This is a genomic window from Polyangium sp. y55x31 (assembly GCF_029946505.1).
Lineage (GTDB): Bacteria > Myxococcota_A > Polyangia > Polyangiales > Polyangiaceae > Polyangium.
In genome coordinates, this window is record NZ_JARZHG010000013.1 from 23,682 (window position 1) to 44,162 (window position 20,481).

A 20,481-nucleotide genomic window follows, 5' to 3' on the forward strand; every position below is an offset into this window, starting at 1 on the left:
TGCGCCCACGCTTTCCGTGGACGGGGAGCGGCCAGGGCCATCCGGGCAAGCGGACGGGCGCGCGTCACTTCCTGCAGTTGTCCCAGCGCTCCTTTTCGTTCTTGCAGCTCGTCGACCAATCCGAGCCGCCGCAGCGCCCGGTGTCGTACTCGCAGGCCTGGAGCTCGTCCCAGTAATCGAGGCAGCCGCGGCGGTCGGCTTCGATTTCTTCGTTGTCGATGTGTCGATAGCAGTCGTCGAGCTGCCCGGGGCTGCAGCCCTCGCAATCACACTTGAGCTCGCAGACGGCCTCGGCGTCGGTGCTGCACGCGGGCAGGGCGGCGGCGAGGAAGCCGAGGAGGAAGAGCGGGCGGATCGAGGAAAGGAGCAAGTTCTTCATGGTCCGAGCGTACCAGAAGACCGCCCCGCGCGCGACCCGCCGCTCGATTTCAACGTTTCCGGCGTGAAGGAACGCGGTGGTCACGGAAGATTCCACGCCGGAGGAGCCAGCCGAAGACGAGCGCGGCGAGGCCGAGCGCGCCGGCATCGGGTCCGCGGGATCCAGGGATCCGGCAGCCGCAGCCCCCCTCGTCGTCGACGATGAGGTCGGGTTTGTCGGGGCCGCCCGTGCCGCCCGCGCCGCCCATTCCACCATTCCCGCCGCCGCTTCCGCCCGCGCCTCCGCTTCCGCCCGCGCCGCCGCTGCCGCCCGCGCCTCCGCTGCCGCCCGCGCCTCCGCTGCCGCTCCCGCTTCCGGTCATGAAGCTTTGCGACGCGCTGCAGGCCTTGTTCCCTCGCCGATCCTCGGCGCACGCGCGATACACGACCGTCGCATCCGCCGGCGCCACGAACGTCGCCCGGAACAGATCACCCCCGATGAATTGCGCGAGCGCCACGCCCCCCGCGGCCTCCAGCTCGACGAACGCTTTCGCGAGCCTCGGCCCCGTGTCCGTCGTCGAACCGTCGCTCACCGCGAAACGCACGACCCGCTCGCCGCCCGGCATCCCGCTCGGCAGCGCCTCCACGGCGCGGATCACCGGCGGCAGCGTGTCGGTCGGCTGCGGCGACACCCCGAAATACAGCCGATTGAGGAAATTTCCGGCCTCGCCCTGCGCCGTGATCGCGTCGAGGATCCCGTCGCCGTTCACGTCGCCGAGATCGAGCCCGAGCGTGGCGTCGTTCACCGTGGGGAACATGCCGGCGACGTGGTTGAAATGGCCCGTGCCGTCGTTCACGAGGACCCGCTCGTTGCCGGAGAGCGACGCGATCACCGCGTCGAAATCGCCGTCCCCGTCGATGTCCGCGCATTGCACCTCGTTGTCGTCGGCGCCGATGTTTCCCACGACCCGCGCCGCCGTCTCGTCCGAGAAGACGCCCTTTCCGTCGTTCACGAGGAGCTGCTCGTGCAGGTTCGTCGCGCCGTTGTCGAGCCACAGATCGAGGTCGCCGTCGCCGTCGATGTCACACGCATCCGGGCCGTACACGTACGGGCCAGGCTGATCCGGCAGGTCCCCGTTCGCGTCGACGAACGTGCCCGTGCCGTCGTTGCGGAACAGGAGTGATTCCCCCTTGCGGCTCGCGAGCAGCAAGTCGAGATCGAAATCGCCGTCCACGTCGACGAGATCCGCGTCGATCGGCCCGGTGCCGATCGCCTGCGTATTCTGCGGCACGGCCTCGGCCTTTTCCTGGAAAAACCCGGCGCCGTCGTTGAGATAGATCCGCGCCGTGCCGGCCGAGTCGGGCGGGTCCGATCCCCAATCCGTCGAGACGAGGTCGAGATCCCCGTCGCCGTCGAGATCGCCGAACCGCGCGCCCGCCGAGCGCGACGACGCGCCGATGCGCGCGGCGCCCTCATTCGTGAACACGGGCGGGGTCTGGCCGTTGTTCAGGAAGAGCGCATCGGGCTGCATGCCGTACGAGTCCGGCACATAGAGATCCATGTCCCCGTCGCCGTCCACGTCGACGGCCGCGATTTGCCGCACGCGCCCGGAAAAACCCCCGAACGAAGTCGCGCCGACCTCCGTGAATTTACCCGTGCCGTCATTGAGGTACGCCGCGAGCGGCGCGGTCGTGGAAGGCGTGTAATACCCGCCGCCGTTCGCGAACACGGCGTCGAGGTCGCCGTCGCCGTCGAGATCGACGAGGAGCACGTAATGGGAATAGCAACCCTCGTTCGAGCCGGCGCAGGGCTGCGGGGAGCCGAGGTTTTCCGTCTTTTCGACGAAAATCGGCGCGGCGGCCGCGGCGACGGGGAAGCTCGTGAGGGTAAGGAGTGCGAGGCAAGCTGAAAGTCGAGGGCGCATGCCGCGCAGGGTAGCGGCATGCGCCCCGATGTCGAGCGCTCGGGCATCAGGCGCCGGAGGGCGCGCTTTTCGCGAGATCCGCCGGGTCGAGCTCGATCGGATAGATCACCTCGAGCGTGCCCTTCGTCGCGGCCGGCAGCGTCATCGCGCCGAGCTCCTTCGCGAGGCAGCTCCCGAGCGCCGCGTCGCCGATCGAGCCGCCGCTCACGCGCGACGAGCTCACCGAGCCGTCCTTCTCCACGTGCATCCGGACGATCACTTTGCCGCCGAGGCCCGGCTCCTTCTTCAGCGCCTCCGCATAACAGGCCCGGAGCGCGGGGATCTTCGCGTTCGCCTGGCGCATGACCTCCTCCGGAGCGACGCGCCCATCCGGCGTCACCGCCTCCGCCGCGGGCGCGGCCTCGCCCGAGATGAGGCGGAGGTCTTTCATTTCATACCCGTAATCGCCCTTCTTGGCATTGCCCGACTCGGAAGCACCCTCCGCCGTCGTTTCCTCGGGCAAACCTGCATCCGCCGCGCAGCCGCCGATGAACATCGCCGAGAAGAGACCAATCGCGAGCGAGAGAACCGAGTGCTTGAGCGTCGTCATGGGAACCTCCATTCGATTTCAGCCGGGGTTGTCGTTGGCTTCGTCGAGGAGCCATTGCAGCGGGCGTGCCATGTCCAAAAAGGCCCCGCGGTGCGGGGATTCGTGACCTGGCTCTCTGAAACAGGCCTGTTTCAGGCTGCCGCGTGGCGGTTGCACCGGTTGCACCCCCCTGTTGCACCGGTTGCACCCCGTTGCACCCCCCTACTTTTTGAACGCTTCCGGCTCGATCCCGTACCGCTTCATCCAGCGCTGCACCTGCATCCGCGCCTTGCCCATCACGCGCGCCACGGCCGAGACGTTGCCCTTGTGCTCGCGGAAGAGCCGCACGAGCTCCTCGCGCAAAGGCTCGCCTTCGTGGTCCTTCGTCGCCGCGGGCGCCTCCGCGGGCGCCTCGCCGCGCGCCCAGGGCGGCAGGTGGTCGAGCGTGACCTCGCCCCCGCCCGCGAGCGCGAGCGCCGCGCCGAGCACCTTCTCCAGCTCGCGCGCGTTGCCCGGGAACGCATGCTCGAACATCGCGCGCGCCGCCGACGGATGCAGCCGCACGTGGGACGCCTCGGCCCCCGCGTGACGCTCGATCAACGAGGCCGCGACGAGCCAGAGGTCCTCGCGACGCTCCCGCAGCGGCAAAAGCTCGATGCGATGGCCCGCGAGCCGATGGAAGAGGTCGGCGCGGAACGTGCCCGCTTCCACCATACGTTCGAGGCCGCGGTTCGTGGCCGAGACGAACCGCACGTCGACCTTCACCGGCGCGGTCGCCCCGATCGGCCGCACCTCGCGCTCTTCGAGCACGCGGAGCAGCGCCGCCTGCGCGGGCGGCCGGAGCTCGCCGATCTCGTCGAGGAACAACGTGCCGCGATCGGCCGCGCGCACGAGCCCTGGCCGATCCTCCTTCGCATCCGAGAACGCGCCGCGCCGATGGCCGAAGAGCTCCGCCTCCACGAGCGACTCCGGCAGCGCGCCGCAGTTCACCGCGACGTACGCCCCGGGCCTCCCCGAGAGCGCGTGGATCGCGCGCGCCGTCACCTCCTTGCCCGTGCCCGTCTCGCCCGTCACGAGGATCGGGAGCGTCGCCCGCGCGATCACCGCGAGCGTCTCGTACGCGCGGCCGAGCGAGGGCAAGAGCGTCGCGAGGCCGGGCGCCTTCGCCTTGTCCCAGGCGACCTCGACGACGGGCGGATCCTCGGGCGCCACTTCGAGCCCCTCGCGGAACACGAAAAACGTGCGACCGAGCTCGATCAGATCTCCATCCGCGAGCGCCGCGCGCGTGACGGGCTCGCCGTTCACGCGTGTCCCGTTCTTCGAGCCGCTGTCCTCGATCGTGAAGCGGCCGAGGACCTTTCCGATGCGCGCGTGGTTCGTGGACATCCAGGCGTCGTCCACGCGCACGGTGAGCTTTCGTGATGTTACGTGTTCGAACGATCGCGCCGACCCACGACCGAGGGCGACCTCGTCGAGCCCTGCGAGCGAGAGGCGCGCGGCGGGGGCGAACGGGCGGTGGCTCTCGAGGCAGAGAAGCAGGAGCGGCGCGCGGAGGGGCGCGCGATCGCCGCCCGCGCCTCTCGTCGGCGAGAGCGTCTTCGTGTCGCTGCTCGTCATGCGAGGGACGTTTTACTTCATGCTGCGAACGAAGTCGCGCAGGCCCGGATCCGCCCCGGCCCAGGCCTTGTCCACGGCGGCGTCGAGCGCGCGCGCCTCGTCGGTCTTGCCCGCCGCGCGGAGCATCTCCGCGAGCCGGATGCGCGCCGCGATCGCGTCGAACGGCGCGCGCCACGGCAGCACGAGGCAGTCCCGGTACGCTTCCTCGGCTTCTTTTTTCGAGCCACGCGCCTCCAGGGCGAGGGCCGCTTCGAAGGAGCCAGGCTCGCCCTTCGCTCGCGTTTCTCCCTTCTCGCGCCCGAGCAAGCGGCGGATCCGCGTCTCGTCCTTGGCGAGCGCGTCCGCTCGTTGTTCGCGCCCGAGGGCCTTCTGGCGGCCGATTTCGAGCTGCCACGCCGCGAGGGCGTCGTCCACGCGTCCTGAGAGGAGCATCGCGCCGATGCGCAACGCGGCGCCTTGGTGGTTCGCCTCGGGATCGGGCTCGCCGAGCAGCTCCTCCGTGATCGCGATCGCCGCCCGCCCGTCGAGCGAGGCGAACGCGACGTACGCTCGATCCCGGTCGATGTCCGCGCGTGTCGCCGTCTCCACGCCGAGCGCGCGACGGATCTCGACCGCCTCGCGCGCCTCCTCGATCCGGCCTGCCTCGAGCAGCCGCTCGACCCACTGGCCCCGCATCTCCGGCAGCGTCGCGCCCATCCAGCCGAGGAAACGGGCAAACCGCGGGTCGTCGTCGTCCACGGCGGGGAACGCACAGCGCAGGATCGGCAGCGCCATCGTGGGCCAGCGCTTCGCGAGCCAGTCGGCCATCGGCAGCGTCTGATCCGTCACGATGCAGCCGCACGACGTGTAGAGCGCCGCGAAATCCGCGGCCTCCGCGAGCTCGCCGTACGACTGGATCAGGAGCGCCACGCCGCGATCCAGCTCCGGCTGCGGCGTGGGAGGAACGTACGTCCTCAAAATACCTTCGATCAAGTTCGCGCGTCCTGGTTGCAGCGCTCCGAGGCGACCGAGCGCGGCTTCTTTCGCAGCCAGGGTCCGCGCCGGATCTCCCTTGCTCCGCAGATCACACGCGAAGAGCGCTTGCGCCACGGCCGAGGTCGGGTGCGATTTGACGAACGCCTCCGTCTCGACGCCATCCCGCGCCGCGAAGCCGAAGGCGCGCCGTCGTACGACGCGTTCGATCTGAAACGCGCTCTCCGCGTCCGATACGCCCCACCAAACGAGGTGCTCCTTCGACGGCGCCGGCCGGGTGAGCGCCGGCAGGAGCGCCTGGATCGCGGCGTTCGTCGCGGCGATCGGCGTCTCGCCTTTGCCTTCGGCCTTCTTGCCGGCGATGGCGAGCGTGACCTTCGTGTTGCCCTCGCCGAGCTCCGCGTTCACGTCGAGCCGCGCGGCGGGTTCGTTCTTCCAAACCACCCCGAGCTCGGTCGCGAGGCGCGCGCAGGCCCCTTTGCCGAGCGCGTCGCCGAGCGCGGCCGTCGCGCCCGGCCCGGTGATCGTCGCGGCCGAGCACTCGACCGCTTCGACGATCGCGCGCGGCGCGGGCGGCGGCGGAGGCGTGGGGGCCTCGGTGTTGCGCCGAAGCGCGAGCCAGACGCCTGCCACCATCGCCGCGATGATGAGGGCCACCTCGATCGTCCGCCCGAGAGAGAGCCCCTTCCGCGTCGGCTTGTTCGAAGGCGCCTGCGAGATCGCCGCGACTTCCGGCTTCGTGGCGGGCTTTTCGTTTGGCCGAGCGATCTTCTCTTCACCCCCGAGCGATAGCGTCCGCGTTCGCGGCTCAGCGGGCGCGACCTCGGGCACCGTCTCCGCGTCCGGCGACGCCACGCGTGCGGGCGGCTCCGGGGCCGTCTGCATCGCGCTCTCCGCCTTCACGTCGAGCGCACGTGCGAGCGCCTCGGCGGCCGCGCCCGCGCTCGGGAAACGATCCTCCGCCTCCTTCGCCGTCGCCTGCACGAACCACGCGTCGAACCCGGCGGGCAGCGAGACGCCGGCCTTCTGCGCGCGGACGGACGCAGGCTCCTTCGGCCCGTCGAGCGTCGTCAGCGCGAACGAGAGCGTGCTCTCCGAGGCCTGCGCCTCGTCGGCCCAGTACTCGCGCCCGACGAGCAGCGAATACGCCACCATGCCGAGCGCATACACGTCCGTCGCGGGACCGACCTTGCCGTTCCGGAATTGCTCGGGCGCCATGAAGAACGGCGTCCCCACGGCCGCGGTCGTGCCCGCCGTCTCGGCCACGCGCTTCACCACGCCGAGATCGAGCAGCTTGATGCGCGGCGCCTCGCCCGCGCGCTCCGCGACGAACAGATTCGACGGCTTGAGGTCCCGATGCACGATCGACGCGGCGTGTAGCGCGTCGAGCCCACGCGCCGCCTGCGTGATCCACGTCGCGACCTCCTCCGGCGAGAGCCGCCCGAGCCGCGCCTTCCTGCGCCCGAGATCCTCGCCGCGGAGCAGCTCCATCACGAGGAACGGGCTCTCGGTCGCTTCATCGACGCCGGCGTCGAGCACCTCGACCACGTGCGCGCTCTCGACGAGCGCCGCGGCGCGCGCTTCGAGCCGGAACCTCTCTCGCAGCGCCGCGCTTTCGGCGACGTGCGGCAGCATCACCTTGAGCGCCGAGGGCCGCTCGGTCTCGAGGTGCCGCGCCTCGTAGACCTCGCCCATGCCGCCTGCCGCGATTCGACGTACGATCCGGTAACGTCCGGCGAAGACGGTGTTCTCGGGGAGCATCGCGACTCGACGATGCCGGATTCTGCACGGTCTCTCGGAGGTCAGGAATCTTTTTGATATACTCGCCGAATCTTTCGGCAGCGGCCTCGGGCCGCGGAGAGGCGTTAGCGATGGTTACCTTGGATGATGGGAAGCGATGGTGCGTCGCCCTCGGCATCACGCTCGGCGCATTCGCTTGCTCTTCGGGCGGCGGTGAGAGCACGGGCGGCGAAGGCGGCACGGCCGGCGCGGGCGGCGTGGCGGGCCCGGGATCGGGCGGCAATGCGGGGACGACGACGGTCGCCTCGTCCTCGTCGAGCGTGGGCGCGGTGGCGAGCTCTTCGGCGAGCGTCGGCTCCGGGGGCGCGATGTCGTTCGTATGCGACCCGCCCGCCGAGCCGGGCAGCCTCTACGAGCATTCGGCCGAGTCCTACGACGTGAACGACATCGAGCCGGTATCGCTCTGCAAGTACCGCGGCGAGGTCCTGCTCATCGTCAACACCGCCGCCGCTTGAGGCTACACACCGCAATATGCGGGCCTCCAGGTCTTGGAGGAGAAGTTCAGCGGTCAACCTTTCCACGTGCTCGGCTTCTTGAGCAACGATTTCGGCAATCAAGGAGGTTCGGAGGAGCAGATCGGCGGGTGCATCGACAGCTATCATTTGAGCTTCAAGCAATTCGCCATCGATCACGTGAAGGATCCGGACGGCGCCGGGCCCGAGGTGCCGCAGCCCGTCTGGCAATGGATCCTCGCGCAGCAAAACCCCGGCCCCGCGCCCACGATCGAGCCCTTGTGGAACTTCCACAAGTACCTCATCTCGAAGGACGGCAAGCTCGTGGCGCAGTGGACGTCGTCGACCTACCCCGGCGACGATCCCCAGAACCCGAACGATGGCTTCGACACGAACCCCATCGTCCAGGCCATCCAGGCCGAGCTCGCCAAATAGCAAATTCGTCTCAGCGCGCGTGCCGGTGCTCGACCATCAAGCAACGGTCCTGCACGACCTCGATGCCCGCGGCGGCGAGGCGCTCGGCGGCTTCGTCGTTGCGAATGCCCGACTGGAACCAGACGACCCTCGGGCGTTTCGCGAGGATGTCGTCGAGGTGCGGCGGGATGTCGCTCGGGCGCCGGAAGACGTCGAGGATGTCGATCTCGCCGGGCACGTCGGCGAGGCGCCGATACACGGGCTGGCCGAGGATCCGCGTGGCGTCGGGGTAATAGACGGGGACCGGGACGATCTCGACGCCCGCGCCCTGGAGATACGCGGGCACGTAATATGCGGGCTGGCCCGCTTGCTCTTCGGTCTTGATGCCGAGCACGGCGACCCGCTTGGCATTACGGGCGATCTCCGCGATGCGCCGGCTGTCCGTGACGATGCGACCCTTCGGTTCGGCTGTGGCCATGCGGCGGAGCCTAACCACGGGTCCTCGGGCATGCACGTCAGGGCTTGGGGACGAACAGGAATTGGCCGCTCTTCGGCAAGTTCGCGTCGAAGCGGAAGAGGGTCGGCGTCTGCTTGGCCTCTTTCTTGTCCTCGACCGAGCGGGGCACGCGCTCCTTGACGAACTTCGCGAGCTCCTCGTCCGTCACCACGTGATCCTGGTTCGCATCGGCCGTCGCCGTCCCCGCGGCCGAGACGGCGAGCCCTTCCAGGATGAAAGCCGTCATCGCCGAATGCCCGCCCCAGGCCCACGCCCGCTCGTCCGGGTCGTCTTCCCAGGCTCGCTGGCCCTTGCTGCCCGCCGTCAAGACGACCTCGGCGCGCTCTTTCCACAACGAGCCGAGGTGCGTCTCGAGCTCGTCGTCGCCTTTTGCGCCCACGGCCCAGCCGCTGTAGCAGCAATCGAGCAGGAGCATCACGTGCTTCGAGGGCACGCCTTTGCGGATGTCGCTCACGAGGTCCTGCATGTCCCAGCCTTTGTGCGAGCTCGGCAGGTTCGCGAGTTTGCCGAAGAACTCCGCCGGCTGGAGCACGCCGTAATCCTGGCGCGCGCCTTTGATGTAGCCGCCGTGGCCCGAGTAATAAAAGAGGAACGAGCTGTCCTCCTTGTCGCCGAACCGCGCGCGGAATTTTTCGACGGCGAGCTTGAGGCCCTCGGCCGTGGGGACGCCGTCCGCCTTGTCGCCCGGCGCGGGCTGGTCCACGAGGTAAATGATGTTTTCGCGCTTGTAGCCGTATTTCGTGATGAGGAGGTCGCGCATCGCCCGCGCGTCGCGGCAGGGCGAATGCAGCGCGTGTTCGCCCTCGTAGCCGCACACGCCCGCGACGAGCGCGTACGGCTCGATCGAGCGAGGGCCGTCGTTTTTCGCGATCAGGCTGATCACCTCCGCCGCGGGCAGCGGATCTCCCTTGCTGCCCCGCGGACGGCCCTCCTTCGCGGGGACGTTCGCCTCGGTCGTGCCGTCGTCCGAAGCCGCCGCCGGCCGCGCGTCCGCGACCGCCGCGGGTTTGTCCTGGGTATGCAGGAACCAACCAAGCCCGATCGCCCCCGCGAGCGCGGCGGCCGCGAGCGCGCCCGCCGCGACGATGCGCCCACGCCCGCTGCCCTTTCGAATGGGCCGGAGCCGCAGTTCCTTTTCGAGGCATTCGACGACCTCCTCGAACGAGAGCGCCGTCCCCTCGCGTGGCGCCGCGGCGAGCGTGCCGCCGTGATCCTTGCCGTCGTACCACGTCGCCGCCTCTTTCCCTTGCGCCGCGCGCGCCCGGCTCTCCCGCTCGCCGAGCGCCTTCGCCAGGAGCCCGACCTTCGCGCGGCTCGCGGGATCGGCGCTCAAGACGATCATCTTCCTGTCCTGCTCGACGAGCAGGAGCGGATATCCACGCCCGCCCGGCGCGCGGACGTCCGTCCTGGCCCATAACTTGAATTGCGTCGCGATCGGCCGCTGAATGCAGAGCAGCGGCAGCGTCCGCGCGACGCCGCCGCTCATCGAGCCGGGCAATTCGGCGAGGAAGCCCAAGCTCCGCCCGAGGTCCTCGTCGTAGAGTTTGTGGTCCTGCGCGAGCAACGCGACGAACCGTTCGAGGCGCGCCTCGCCCGCGACGAGGTCGTCGTCGTAGAGCCGCGCGCCAGCCGCGAGCTTTTTCCCGACGATCGCGCAAAACGCGAGCGCGTCATCGAGAAATGCCTCCCGCCGCGGAGGATCTTCGAGCAAATGGTGCTGCGCGAGCGCGAGGTAGACGGCCTGCACCGCATGCTCGGGCTCGACGCGGTCCGGCCAGAGCCCTTGACGCACGTCGCCCGCATACCGGCACATCGACTCCCACGCGGCCGGAATCGCCTCGCCGCGCCGCTTGCACGTGAGCAGATACAGCGCCCACGCTTCATCGAGATGCGGAAACGAGCGAATCGCAATCGTGGCGCCTTCGAGCGCGGCCCCCTCGATCGCAAAGGGGGCCTCGCCGCGAAAGACGAGGAGCGAGAGCGAATCGTGCCCCGCCGCGGCTTTTCGATCGAGCCATAACGTCGTGCCCTCGGGGCGAACGCCGTCCGCGGCCCATACGAGCGAGAGTCCTGCAAGGGGGCTCATGGACATGCTCCTCGAAAGGTCACTGTTCGAGCGATCGGGCCTGGAACAGCTCGCCGGCGACCTTCTTGAACTGCGCCTGGGTGGGCTTCTTCGTGAAGACCGAAAAACGGACCATCTTGCCGCCCGCGAGCGAGGGATCCATCGTCACCGCGCCATTCGCGTCGAGGCGATACGCGCGCTCGGCCAAACCCGTCGAGGGCGCCGACGTGAACAGGACGAGGTCGAAGCGGCCGTCCTGGTCCGTGTCGTAATAGGTCCACTCGGCGCCGTCGCGGTGCAGGAACGCGAACTCGGGCTTGAACTTGCCGCCCGTGATCACCTCCTCGGCCGAGAGTTTGCCCGGGGCGGGGCTGTCCTTGTTCACGTCGACGACGAGCGAGGTCGACGTCATGCCCGCCGAGACGATGACCGCCTTGTCCCAGCCCGTCTTCGGGCCAAACGCCGTGCTCCACCGCGAGGTGTCGCCGAAGCTGAAATAAATGCCGCCGTGTCGCAGCGGATCCGGGAACGAGTCGAGCCCGTCGTCCGCGATCGCCGAGGTCGCCGAGGGAATGGCGCGCGTCGCCACGCGGCCGAGGCGCGCCGCGAGCGTGCCATTCTCCAGGAGCCGCGGGCGCAGCATCTTGCGGCCCACGTGCTCGGGCGCGGGCTCCTTCCGGCCATCCGCGCCGAGCCGATACGCTTCGAGCGCGACGCCCGTGCCGACGCGGCTCGTGTACGTGAGGAAATCGAATTTGCCGTCGTCGTTTCGATCGTAATAGACCCAGAGCCGCGGGCCCTGCGCGATCATCGTGGCCTCGGCGTCGACGGCCTGCTTTTCGAGCAGCGCCTGCGCCGCGTCGTTCTTGTGCACCTCGCCGAGCGTGCCCTGATCGACGTCGAACACGAAACCATGGCTGTAGACCGAGCGCGTGACGAGCGTGTCCGTGCGGCCGTCGCCGTCCATGTCCTCGATCGCGACCTCGCGGCCGCCGCCGAGCAGCGGGCTCGGGAGGTTTTCCGCGAGCTCGCCGCCACGCGACTCGACCATCGACGCGCCGAGCGTGATCGCCCCGAGCCGCGCGAGCGCATTGCGCTCCGCGCTCTGCACCACGAGATCCGGCTGGATCATGGGCCCGCCCGAGCCGAGGGCGTCGTCCTTGCCGAGCTTGCCGTTCTTGCCGATGCGGTAGCCGTGGGTCACGCGGCCCGAGCCGCGTTCGTCGTGAAGAACCACGTCGTAACGGCCGTCGTCGTCGGTGTCGTACCAGGCGAAGCTACCGTCACGGGTGGCCAGGAAGATGACCTCCGCGTCGAACCCGCGCTTGCCGTAGAGCGCGCCGACGTCGGGTTTGCTCGCGCCCTCGCCGATCGTGCTCTGGTCGAGATCGTAAAACCGCGCCATGGCCGCGCGGCCCTCGGTGCGCAGGACGTCGTAGCGGCCGTCGAGATCCGCGTCTTCGATCGTCGCCTCCTCGCCGCCGTCGAACCACGGGTCGGGCAGGACGTCCGCAGGCTGAACCGGGATCTCCGAGAGGAACGAGCGGATCTCGGAGACGTGCACGTGGAAGGTCGCGCGGTTCTCGCTGTTGCCGTAGCCGAAGCTGTTCAGGCCGACGAGCTCGTTTCCACGATTGACGAGCGGGCCGCCGCTGTCGCCCGGCCAGTTCGGGCAGGTGGATTGCACGACCATGAGAGGTTTGTCGTGCTCTAACACCTTCTTCAGGCCCTCGAACATCTCCTGCTTGCGCTTGGGACAGGCGTCGTCGCCCGCGGATTCGCTGCCACTGCACTCGAGCGAGACGAGCTGCGAGAGGTGCGTGGCGAGCTTGCCGACGGCCGCGACCTCGCCGTCCTTGATGGCCCAGACGAGGCCCGAGCCGGCGTGGCCGAGGCTCGCGACGGGCTCGCCGGGGGCTGGATCCTTGCCGGCCGGGCGGATGAAGGGCAGGTCCTTGTGGTTGCCTTCGAGCTTGATGATGGCGAGGTCGCGCATCGGATCGGCCTTGTGCACCCAGGCCGTGATCGGTTTGTTCGTGCGCTCCATGGCGCCCGATTTGTCGAGCTTGCCGAGCTCGACCGATACCTTGATGCGGAAGTCCTCGCGCTCGCCGCTGTCGATGACGTGGTTGTTCGTGAGGATCCAGCCCGTGGGGCCGACGATCACGCCGGTGCCGAGGCCCGTGGGCGTCCGGATGATCACGGTGGCCGGCGCGACGGCGCGGTAATTCTCCCGCACATCCCCTTTGCCGCCCTCGGGCAAGGACGCGAGGGCGCTCTTCGTGCTGGCCGCGTCGGGGCTCGGCAGAAGCTCGGCGCGGCGCAGGAGGTCGAGCATGCTGCGACTCGGCACACGCGCGGTGCTCGGTGCCTGGGCCTTCGAGGCCTCGGGGTTTGCCCTCTTCGCGGCCGGCGCCGGGTCTGTCTTCGCGCTTCCGGGATCGGGCGGAGGCGCGGGCGGCGCGCCGCCGCAGCCTGCGACGAGGGGCCCGAGGATCGCCGCTGCGACGTACCCCGAGGACCCGCCCAACCTGCCGAACCATCGCTTGCCCATGTTCTCCTCCGAGCGCGCTACCGCTCCTTGCACCCATACCAAATTCGGGGCGGTTCAGAAACCCCCGGCTGCGAACGGCACTTCGCGCGGTCTGGGTGGACGACGAAGGCCGCGGGATCTTCATGGCGGTGTTGCAGGACGCCGGTGATCGGCGGCCGGCGCGGGTCGTTGTCGCGAGGCGCGTGGCTTCGAGCCTTGCATCCAGAGGCGTGCTGCCCGATGCTTGGAGCTCGGAGGAATAACATGCGCACGAAACGAACCATCTTCCTTTGCGCGTTCGCTGCTTTCTCTCTCGGCGGCGCGGCGCTCGGCGTGGGCTGCTCCGGCGACAACTCGTCCGCCTCGGGTTCGGCCAACACGGGGGGCAACTCGTCCGGCACGTCGCAGGGGGGCGGCGGCAATGGGCAGGGCGGGAGCGGAAATGGCGGCGAGGGCGGCGACATCACGTTCTTCGATGCCGGGCCCGGCGACGGCGGGCTCACCGAGGACAGCGCCTGCGTGAGCCAGAGCTCGGAGGCCACGCTCGTCAAAAAGCCGGTCGACATCATCATCGTGATCGACAACTCCGGCAGCATGAGCGAGGAGATCATCGGGGTTCAGAACAACATCAACCAGAACTTCGCCCAGATCATCGAAAACAGCGGCCTCGATTACCGCGTGATCATGATCTCGACGCACGGCAGCGCGTCGAACGGACAGTCGGTGTGCATCGAGGCGCCGCTCTCCGGCATCCCCGCGGGCGGCTGCATGCCGCCGCCGGCGAAACCGGTGAACAATCCCGGCAAGTTCTACCATTACAGCACCGAGATCGGCAGCCACAACTCGCTCTGCAAGATCCTCCAGACGTTCAACGTGGCGGACCCGAACGGCGGCGCCCCGACGGGCTGGCAGGAATGGCTGCGGCCCGATTCGTTCAAGACCTTCATCGAGCTGACGGACGACGGCGTGGGCGCGTGCACGGTCGGCAACGTGTCATTCGACGACAACGACAACGTCAACGACGGCACCACGTCCGCGGCCAAGTTCGATACGGCCCTGCTCGCGCTGTCGCCGGATAATTTCGGCACGGCCGAGGCGCGCAATTATCGCTTCTACAGCATCGTGGCGATGAAATACAACGACCCGGCCACGAAGCCCTGGGAGCCGTCCGATCCGGTCACGACCGGCACGTGCCCGACCGCGTCGGGCCCCGGGACCGGCTATCAGGCGCTCAGCAACCTCACGGGCGGCCTCAAGTTCCCGCTCTGCGACACGACCTCGTACGACGTCGTGTTCAAGGCCATCGCGGACGGCGTCGTCGCCGGCGCGCAGGTCGCCTGCGAGTTCGGGATTCCCGATCCGCCCGAGGGCACGACCGTCGATCTGAACAGCGTGGTCGTCGATTACAAGCCGGGCGACATGTCCCCGAACAAACAATTCAAGCAGGTCGCGGACGCCGCGGCGTGCGCGGCGGAGTCGTTCTACATCGACAAGAACGCGAACCAGATCATCCTCTGCCCGGATACCTGCGGGGTGGTGAAGAACGACGCCGCGGCCAAGATCGCAGTGCTCTTCGCGTGCGATCCGGGCGGCGCCAACTGAGCGGATGAAAAGGAACATGCTCCATCGAAAGACGATCCTCTTGGCTTCGGTCGTCGCCGGGTTTGTCCTGGCGTGTGGACCCGAGGACAATCAAAACAATACGGGCGGCGCAGGCGGCACGGGCGGCGCGGGCGGCGCCGGCGGCTCCGGCGGGACGATCGACCCGGCCGGGCCGAAGGACCCGGACGCCGCGCTGAAGGCGGCGATCTTCATCGGGAGCTGCCTGCCGGACGACGGCATTCGGCGGTACCTGGATCGGTTCTACACGCGGCCAGGCGGACAGTCGGACGCTCCCGACCTCGGGCAGTTCACGAAATGCTTCGAGGACAAGGCGAACGGCTGCCAGGCCGTCGAGGAGTGCCTCGGGGCGAAGGCGGACCTCTCGGGCCCCTGCATGACCCAGTGCATGGGCAACGTGATCGTGGGTTGCGACGATCAGCTCAAATTCTACCAGGATTGCAGCAAGCTCGGGCTCGTCTGCTCCGAGACCGAGCGCGATTGCGTCGATCCAGACGCGCCGGAGGCTCCGACCTGCGATTCGGCCACGTTCGTGGACGTCTGCAAGGAGGGAGCCCCCACCATTTGCGTCGACAAGGAGGCCAGCGGCCCGGTCTGCGCCGATTTCGGGCTCGCCTGCAAGGAAGCGCCGTTCGGCGGCGTGGCCTGCCTCGGGACGGGCGCGACGTGCCAGGCGACCGTGGTGAGCCCCCTCGACATACGCTACGACGAGGCCATTGCCTGCGAAGGCGCGGCCGCCCTGCGCGTCTGCGTGAACGGGGGCGAGCACCAGGTCGAGTGCAATACGCTCGGGACGGGTTTTTCTTGTCAAACCATCGGCGCGTCGAGCTTCTGCGGGCTCTCGAACGCGTGCAGCCCGACGAACGACGTGACGTGCGACGGAGACTCGGTCGTGGTCTGCAATGCGGGCCGGATCGACAAGATCGACTGCAAGTCGCTCGGATTCACGGGCTGCAACCCGAGCTACGGCGTCTGCAGCCCGAGCATCTACGACATGGCCCCGTCGCCCTGATCAGAGCCCCCCGTCCCGTAGCCACTCCCCGAATCGCTCGCCAATCATCAATGCCGTGACGTTCGTGTTCGTACTGACGATCGTCGGCATGATGCTCGCGTCCGCCACGATGAGGCCCGAGACGCCGCGCACGCGGCCGCGTCCGTCGACGGCCGCCTCGGGATCCCCCTCCGGCCCCATGGGGACGGTGCCGGAGGGGTGATACCCGGAGCCGGAGCTCCATTCGATCCAGCGCGAGATTTCGGCTCGATTGCGGAGGACGCGGTCGTTCGGCCAGAAAGGGACGACGAGGTCGCGCAGGGGTTTCGTGCGCGCGACCTGGCCGGCGAGCTCCATGGCCTCGACGGACGCGGCGCGGTCGTCGGGGTGGAGAATGGTGTCGAGCTCGATGAGCGGTTTGGCCGAAGGATCGGCGCTCGTCCAGGTGATGCGGCCGTGGCCGCGGGGTTTGCCGACGCAGCAAGAGATGCCGACGAGCGGCATGTAATTGCCGGGCCAGGCGAAAAACGAGAACGGCTGGAGCTGCATGTCGCTCGGGAAGGGGCTGCCCTCGGAGGTGTAACGCAGCACCGTTTGAATGAGTGGATGCTGGATGCTGGCGAATCCATAGTCCCGCGGGACGAAGATCGCGAGGGAGCCCGGGTGATCGAGGAGGCGCGCGCCCACGGCCGGAAGGTCGGAGACGACGTCCACGCCGAGCCGTTCGAGCAAGTGGCGCGGGCCGATCCCCGAACGAATGAGGATCCCCGGCGTGGCGATCGCCCCGGCCGAGAGGATGACCCGGTTCGTCGCGAGGACTTCGATGGTGCCGTCGGTCTCGACCTCGAGGCCCGTGACCTTGCCATTGTGGAAGAGGACGCGGCGGACGCTGGTTCGCGGTCGGATATGAAGGTTTTCCCGGCGGCGGACGGCGTCGCTGAGATAACAACGCGCGGCGCTCATGCGGACGCCGCCGATTTTGTTCATGGGCTGGGGGCCGACGCCGAACGGGTCGGGGTCGTTTTGATCGGGGCAGGCCGGAAAGCCGAGGGCGCGGCAGGCTTCCATGAACGCGACCTGGAAGGGCGTGAGCTCCTCGGGCGGGTGGCGCCGGATCGGAATGGGGCCGCCGCGGCCGTGCCAGCGATTCTGGACGTCCTGATCGTCTTCGAGGCGCTTGAGCGCGGGCAGGCACGCGTCGAAGCTCCACTCGGGCAGGCCGAGCGCGGCCCATTCGTCGTAATCGTAGGGCTGGCCGCGGAGCGCGATGCAGGTGTTCACCGCGGAGGAGCCGCCGACGACCTTGCCGCGCGGGTACATGAACGGCTTGTGCCCGGGCATGGGCAGATAGGAAAAACCCCAGTCGTGGTCGGTCATCGAGTTGCGGGTGCCGTCCACGAGATCCGAGGGGAGCGTCTTCTCCGGGGGATAGTCGGGCCCGGCCTCGACGAGCAGCACCTCGCGATCCGCGCGTTCGGTCGCGCGGGCCGCGATCACCGCGCCGGACGAGCCGGCGCCCACCACGATGGTCTCCGCTTGCATGGGCCCGAGCGTACCATTTTTCGGCGGCGGTTCACGTCGCCCCGGACGTTCGGGTTCCATGGCAAACCGTTTTACAGGAAGACCCGCTTCACCTCGGCCGCGAGGGGCCGACTCGCCCAGTCCGAAGGCAAGTGCCCGAGGGCTGCGTGGATCTTGCCGGCGGCGCCCTTTCGATCGGCGAGCGAGATGCCCGCGAGGGCCGCGGCGATCGGGGCCGGGAGGCCTTCGGGCGCAGGATCGCCGTGGGGCATCGTGAGGAGCGCGAGGGCGAAGAGGGCGAGAGGTTTGTCCTCGGCGGACAATGCAGCGAGCTTGCCGCGCAGGGTGACCGTGGTGCGGCGGAGCTCGGCGCGGAAGAGGCCTTCGCGGGCGGTGTGGCCGCGGCCGACGAGGGCCGCGACGGCGGCGAGCGTGGCGCCGAGGTCGCCGTCGAAGAGGCCATCGGCCTTTTGATGAAGGAGGAGCGCGCGGAGGCCGCCGTCGTCGTCCGAGAGGCGCACGGCCGCGGGCGGCGCGGCGGGGACCCTTTCGGCGGCCGGGGCAGGGGCCCGCTGCGGCGAGGGGGGCGCGATGACCTGGGCCATGCGGGTGCGCTCGTCGAAATCATTTCCGCCGTCGAGCGGGGGCAATTTGCTGGCTTTTGGAGGAGGCGCGGGGGCCATGGGCGCGGACGGCACGCGCATGGCAGGGGGTGGCGGGCCAAACCCGCCGGGCGGCGCGCCCATGGCGGGCGGCGGCGGCGGACCAAAGGCCTGAGGCGCCCCGGGCGGCGGGCCTCCAGGCGGCGGACCACCGGGCGCCGCGGAGCCCGGCATCGGCGCCGACAAACGCAAGGAATAGGCTACGGGTTTGGCAGGCGGCGGCCCGAATCCGCCCTTGGTCGCCGGAGCGTTGCCGATGGAAGCAGTGCCTTGCGCGATGTTGTTCGGCATGGGCAGGGCGACCGGGACCTTTCCTTCGATCGTCACGTTGCGATCCTCCGGATTCACGCCGACGAGCGCGACCTTGCGGTTCACCAGGCCAAACGTGGTGCCGAGGCCTTCGAGCGTGTCGTCGTCGTCCGGATCGAATCGATACGTGAGCCGCTTGTTGCGGAGCAGCGCCCAGAGCGTGGCCGCGCCCTCGGCGCGCGCATCCGCGGGCAGGGCGAGCTCCAGGGCGACGCGCTCCTCCTCGCCGTCCGCGCGTTGGCCGAGGAGCACGAGGCGATCACCCGGCTCGATCTTGCCGCGGAATGCGAAAAGAACCGGCTCGGCGGCGAAGAGGTCGATGGGGGTCGGGGGTTCGAGCATTTTCGGGCTCTTGCGTTCGCCGTCGCGCTCGACGAGCACCCGAATGCCCGTCCAGAGCGGCGCGGTGATCGCATTCTTGAGCCGCACGAGCGCGCGTTCGAGGTCCTCGTTCGTCGCGACGGGCATGTACGTGCCGCCGCCGAGCTGCGCGAGCTCGGCGAGCATCGAATGCTGGACGGAGTCGCCGATGCCGAGCACGTGCAGGCGCGTGTCGATGAGTTTGTCCTTCGCGGTCTTGAGCACGTTCGCCGCGTTCGCGACGTCGCCGTCGGTCATGAAGACGACGATCTGCAGCCGGTACGTCTGATCGGGCGGCGTGGGGTTCGTCGAGGCAACCGCGACGTCGGTGCCGAGCCGCGCCGAGAGCGCCGCGCGGATGGCCATGGAAGCCTGGGTGCCGCCGCGCGCCGTGATGCGACCGATGAAATCGTCGGCGGCTTGCAGGTGCTCGTCGTCGAAGGGGACGGGCGAGACCGCGAGCGCTTCGAGTTTGTCGTCGAACGCGATCACGTTGAAGCGATCCTCGGGCCCGAGCGAGCGCAAGGCGCCGCGTACGGCGCGGATGGCCGATTGCATGGGCGCGCCGCCCATCGAGCCGGAGCGATCGACGAGGAAGGTGACCGAGCGCGGAATGACGGGGCCCTCGTCCGCGAACGCCGGCGGGACGATGCCGACCACGGTCGACGGGCCATTCCGATCGGGGCCGTCGGTCGCGTCGTGGCGGATCCACACGGCGGGCTTTGCGCCGCGCGGCCGATCGAGGATCTCGATCTGCAAATCGCGGTCGAGCGGGGCGTCGTGCACCTCGATCGTCCGCGCGCGCGGGCCGGCCTGCGAGATGCGCGTGGAGTGTGAGGTGCAGCGAAGGTCGCCGGGTTTGGCCGGGTCATCCTCGATCCGGACCTCGACGCTGGCCCGCGCCGCGAGCGTCGTCGGCCGGGGACGATCGAGCGCCGCGATCTCGGTCTCCGTGAGGTTCGCCGTTTCTTCGACGTACCGCGGCATGTACGTGAGCGGGACGATGAGGCGGTGGCCGTCGGCGATCGGCAAGAGCATCTGATCGACGGTGAGCGTGACCTCGACGTCCTCGCCGGGCTCGATCGGCGCGATTCGCAATCGCGCGAGGTCCTCGCCCTCGGATTCGCCGATCGCGGCCGATTGCCCGGCCTCCACGGCGCGCTCGTACTCGGCGCGCGCTCGCCCCCGCACCCGGATTTTCCCCTCGATCGTGCGGCTGCCGAGCTTGACGACGAGCTCGCGCAGCGCGGCCATGGGCGGGAGCGGAAAGACGAGGTCGCCCTCCAGCGTGCGGCCGAGATCGTTGTGGAAGGTGACGACGAGGCGGGCCCGCGAGAGGAGGCCATCGACGTGGACGTGGGCGCGGACGCCTCGCACGGAGAGGTAATCGCCCTCTTTCGCGTCGGAGATCCGCACGCCGCTATCGTTCGGGGCGGGCTTTTTCGGCAGCTTTCGTCGTTTTTGCGGCTTGCCCCAGGGCACGCTGCGGGGCTCGGACCATACGCCGGGAGGGGCCTCGATGCGCATGTACGTTCCGTCGATCTCGATCACGTCGCCGGGCGCGAGGTCGAGCGGGCCCGGGATCTGTTCCCCATTGACGAACGTGCCATTCGACGAGCCGAGATCCTCGATGCGGATCCGGCCGCCGTCGCATTCGATCCGGGCATGCCGTCGCGAGGTGCCGCCCGACCCGATGAGGACGTCGCATGGCTGCCCTCGGCCGAGCAGGATGCTCGGCTTGTCGAACGTGTCACGCGTCTCTTTCCCCCTCGTCCCCTCGACGACCACCGTGAACATG

14 protein-coding genes are annotated in these 20,481 nt (G+C 69.2%); 4 read left to right on the plus strand and 10 right to left on the minus strand.

The window, feature by feature from the left end; genetic code table 11:
- Positions 1–64 precede the first annotated feature (64 nt).
- From QHF84_RS22780 to QHF84_RS22800, 5 genes are all read right to left on the minus strand, one after another.
- A complete protein-coding gene (locus QHF84_RS22780; protein WP_281315482.1) occupies positions 65–379 on the minus strand; it encodes a hypothetical protein in 315 nt (104 codons plus the stop codon).
- A 49-nt stretch (positions 380–428) separates the two neighbouring features.
- Positions 429–2,282: a VCBS repeat-containing protein gene (locus QHF84_RS22785; protein WP_281315483.1), complete on the minus strand. Its 1,854-nt coding sequence runs from the start codon at positions 2,280–2,282 to the stop codon at positions 429–431.
- Positions 2,283–2,328: 46 nt separating this feature from the next.
- Positions 2,329–2,871: an AgmX/PglI C-terminal domain-containing protein gene (locus tag QHF84_RS22790; RefSeq protein ID WP_281315484.1), complete on the minus strand. Its 543-nt coding sequence runs from the start codon at positions 2,869–2,871 to the stop codon at positions 2,329–2,331.
- A 201-nt stretch (positions 2,872–3,072) separates the two neighbouring features.
- A complete protein-coding gene (locus QHF84_RS22795) occupies positions 3,073–4,467 on the minus strand; it encodes a sigma 54-interacting transcriptional regulator (protein ID WP_281315485.1) in 1,395 nt (464 codons plus the stop codon).
- A 12-nt stretch (positions 4,468–4,479) separates the two neighbouring features.
- Complete coding sequence (locus tag QHF84_RS22800; protein ID WP_281315486.1) at positions 4,480–7,200, minus strand: serine/threonine protein kinase; 2,721 nt, start codon at positions 7,198–7,200, stop codon at positions 4,480–4,482.
- 110 nt (positions 7,201–7,310) lie between these two features.
- Here QHF84_RS22800 and QHF84_RS22805 point away from each other — a divergent pair, with 110 nt between their 5' ends.
- Together QHF84_RS22805 and QHF84_RS22810 are read left to right on the plus strand one after the other, a co-directional pair.
- Positions 7,311–7,694 (plus strand): hypothetical protein, encoded by a 384-nt coding sequence (locus QHF84_RS22805; RefSeq protein WP_281315487.1) that lies wholly within the window; start codon positions 7,311–7,313, stop codon positions 7,692–7,694.
- A gap of 33 nt (positions 7,695–7,727) precedes the next feature.
- Positions 7,728–8,126, plus strand: a complete 399-nt coding sequence (locus QHF84_RS22810) for a hypothetical protein (protein ID WP_348652873.1) — start codon at positions 7,728–7,730, stop codon at positions 8,124–8,126.
- Positions 8,127–8,136: 10 nt separating this feature from the next.
- Here the strand turns inward: QHF84_RS22810 and QHF84_RS22815 are convergent, their stop codons facing one another.
- Genes QHF84_RS22815 through QHF84_RS22825 form a run of 3 tightly spaced genes read right to left on the minus strand, consistent with a single transcriptional unit; the run spans position 8,137 to position 13,241 of the window.
- Entirely contained in the window at positions 8,137–8,583 is a 447-nt protein-coding gene (locus QHF84_RS22815; protein ID WP_281315488.1) for a CoA-binding protein, read from the minus strand.
- Between the two features lie 37 nt (positions 8,584–8,620).
- Positions 8,621–10,708 (minus strand): caspase family protein, encoded by a 2,088-nt coding sequence (locus QHF84_RS22820; RefSeq protein ID WP_281315489.1) that lies wholly within the window; start codon positions 10,706–10,708, stop codon positions 8,621–8,623.
- A 19-nt stretch (positions 10,709–10,727) separates the two neighbouring features.
- A complete protein-coding gene (locus QHF84_RS22825; RefSeq protein ID WP_281315490.1) occupies positions 10,728–13,241 on the minus strand; it encodes a serine protease in 2,514 nt (837 codons plus the stop codon).
- 243 nt (positions 13,242–13,484) lie between these two features.
- On the opposite strand from QHF84_RS22825, the gene QHF84_RS22830 reads away from it, so the two are divergent.
- Positions 13,485–14,822, plus strand: coding sequence for a hypothetical protein (locus QHF84_RS22830; protein WP_281315491.1), 1,338 nt, complete (start codon positions 13,485–13,487; stop codon positions 14,820–14,822).
- Between the two features lie 16 nt (positions 14,823–14,838).
- A complete protein-coding gene (locus tag QHF84_RS22835; protein WP_281315492.1) occupies positions 14,839–15,852 on the plus strand; it encodes a hypothetical protein in 1,014 nt (337 codons plus the stop codon).
- Here the strand turns inward: QHF84_RS22835 and QHF84_RS22840 are convergent, their stop codons facing one another.
- Together QHF84_RS22840 and QHF84_RS22845 are read right to left on the minus strand one after the other, a co-directional pair.
- Positions 15,853–17,373: a GMC family oxidoreductase gene (locus QHF84_RS22840; RefSeq protein ID WP_281315493.1), complete on the minus strand. Its 1,521-nt coding sequence runs from the start codon at positions 17,371–17,373 to the stop codon at positions 15,853–15,855.
- A 71-nt stretch (positions 17,374–17,444) separates the two neighbouring features.
- Positions 17,445–20,480: a VIT domain-containing protein gene (locus QHF84_RS22845; protein ID WP_281315494.1), complete on the minus strand. Its 3,036-nt coding sequence runs from the start codon at positions 20,478–20,480 to the stop codon at positions 17,445–17,447.
- Position 20,481 lies beyond the last annotated feature (1 nt).

Coding starts and splice junctions, on each gene's coding strand:
- QHF84_RS22805 (WP_281315487.1), top strand. CDS start 7,311: ATGGTTACCTTGGATGATGGGAAGCGATGGTGCGTCGCCCTCGGCATC.
- QHF84_RS22840 (WP_281315493.1), bottom strand. CDS start 17,373: ATGCAAGCGGAGACCATCGTGGTGGGCGCCGGCTCGTCCGGCGCGGTG.
- QHF84_RS22780 (WP_281315482.1), bottom strand. CDS start 379: ATGAAGAACTTGCTCCTTTCCTCGATCCGCCCGCTCTTCCTCCTCGGC.
- QHF84_RS22800 (WP_281315486.1), bottom strand. CDS start 7,200: ATGCTCCCCGAGAACACCGTCTTCGCCGGACGTTACCGGATCGTACGT.
- QHF84_RS22835 (WP_281315492.1), top strand. CDS start 14,839: ATGCTCCATCGAAAGACGATCCTCTTGGCTTCGGTCGTCGCCGGGTTT.
- QHF84_RS22815 (WP_281315488.1), bottom strand. CDS start 8,583: ATGGCCACAGCCGAACCGAAGGGTCGCATCGTCACGGACAGCCGGCGC.
- QHF84_RS22790 (WP_281315484.1), bottom strand. CDS start 2,871: ATGACGACGCTCAAGCACTCGGTTCTCTCGCTCGCGATTGGTCTCTTC.
- QHF84_RS22820 (WP_281315489.1), bottom strand. CDS start 10,708: ATGAGCCCCCTTGCAGGACTCTCGCTCGTATGGGCCGCGGACGGCGTT.
- QHF84_RS22825 (WP_281315490.1), bottom strand. CDS start 13,241: ATGGGCAAGCGATGGTTCGGCAGGTTGGGCGGGTCCTCGGGGTACGTC.
- QHF84_RS22795 (WP_281315485.1), bottom strand. CDS start 4,467: ATGACGAGCAGCGACACGAAGACGCTCTCGCCGACGAGAGGCGCGGGC.
- QHF84_RS22785 (WP_281315483.1), bottom strand. CDS start 2,282: ATGCGCCCTCGACTTTCAGCTTGCCTCGCACTCCTTACCCTCACGAGC.
- QHF84_RS22845 (WP_281315494.1), bottom strand. CDS start 20,480: ATGTTCACGGTGGTCGTCGAGGGGACGAGGGGGAAAGAGACGCGTGAC.
- QHF84_RS22830 (WP_281315491.1), top strand. CDS start 13,485: ATGCGCACGAAACGAACCATCTTCCTTTGCGCGTTCGCTGCTTTCTCT.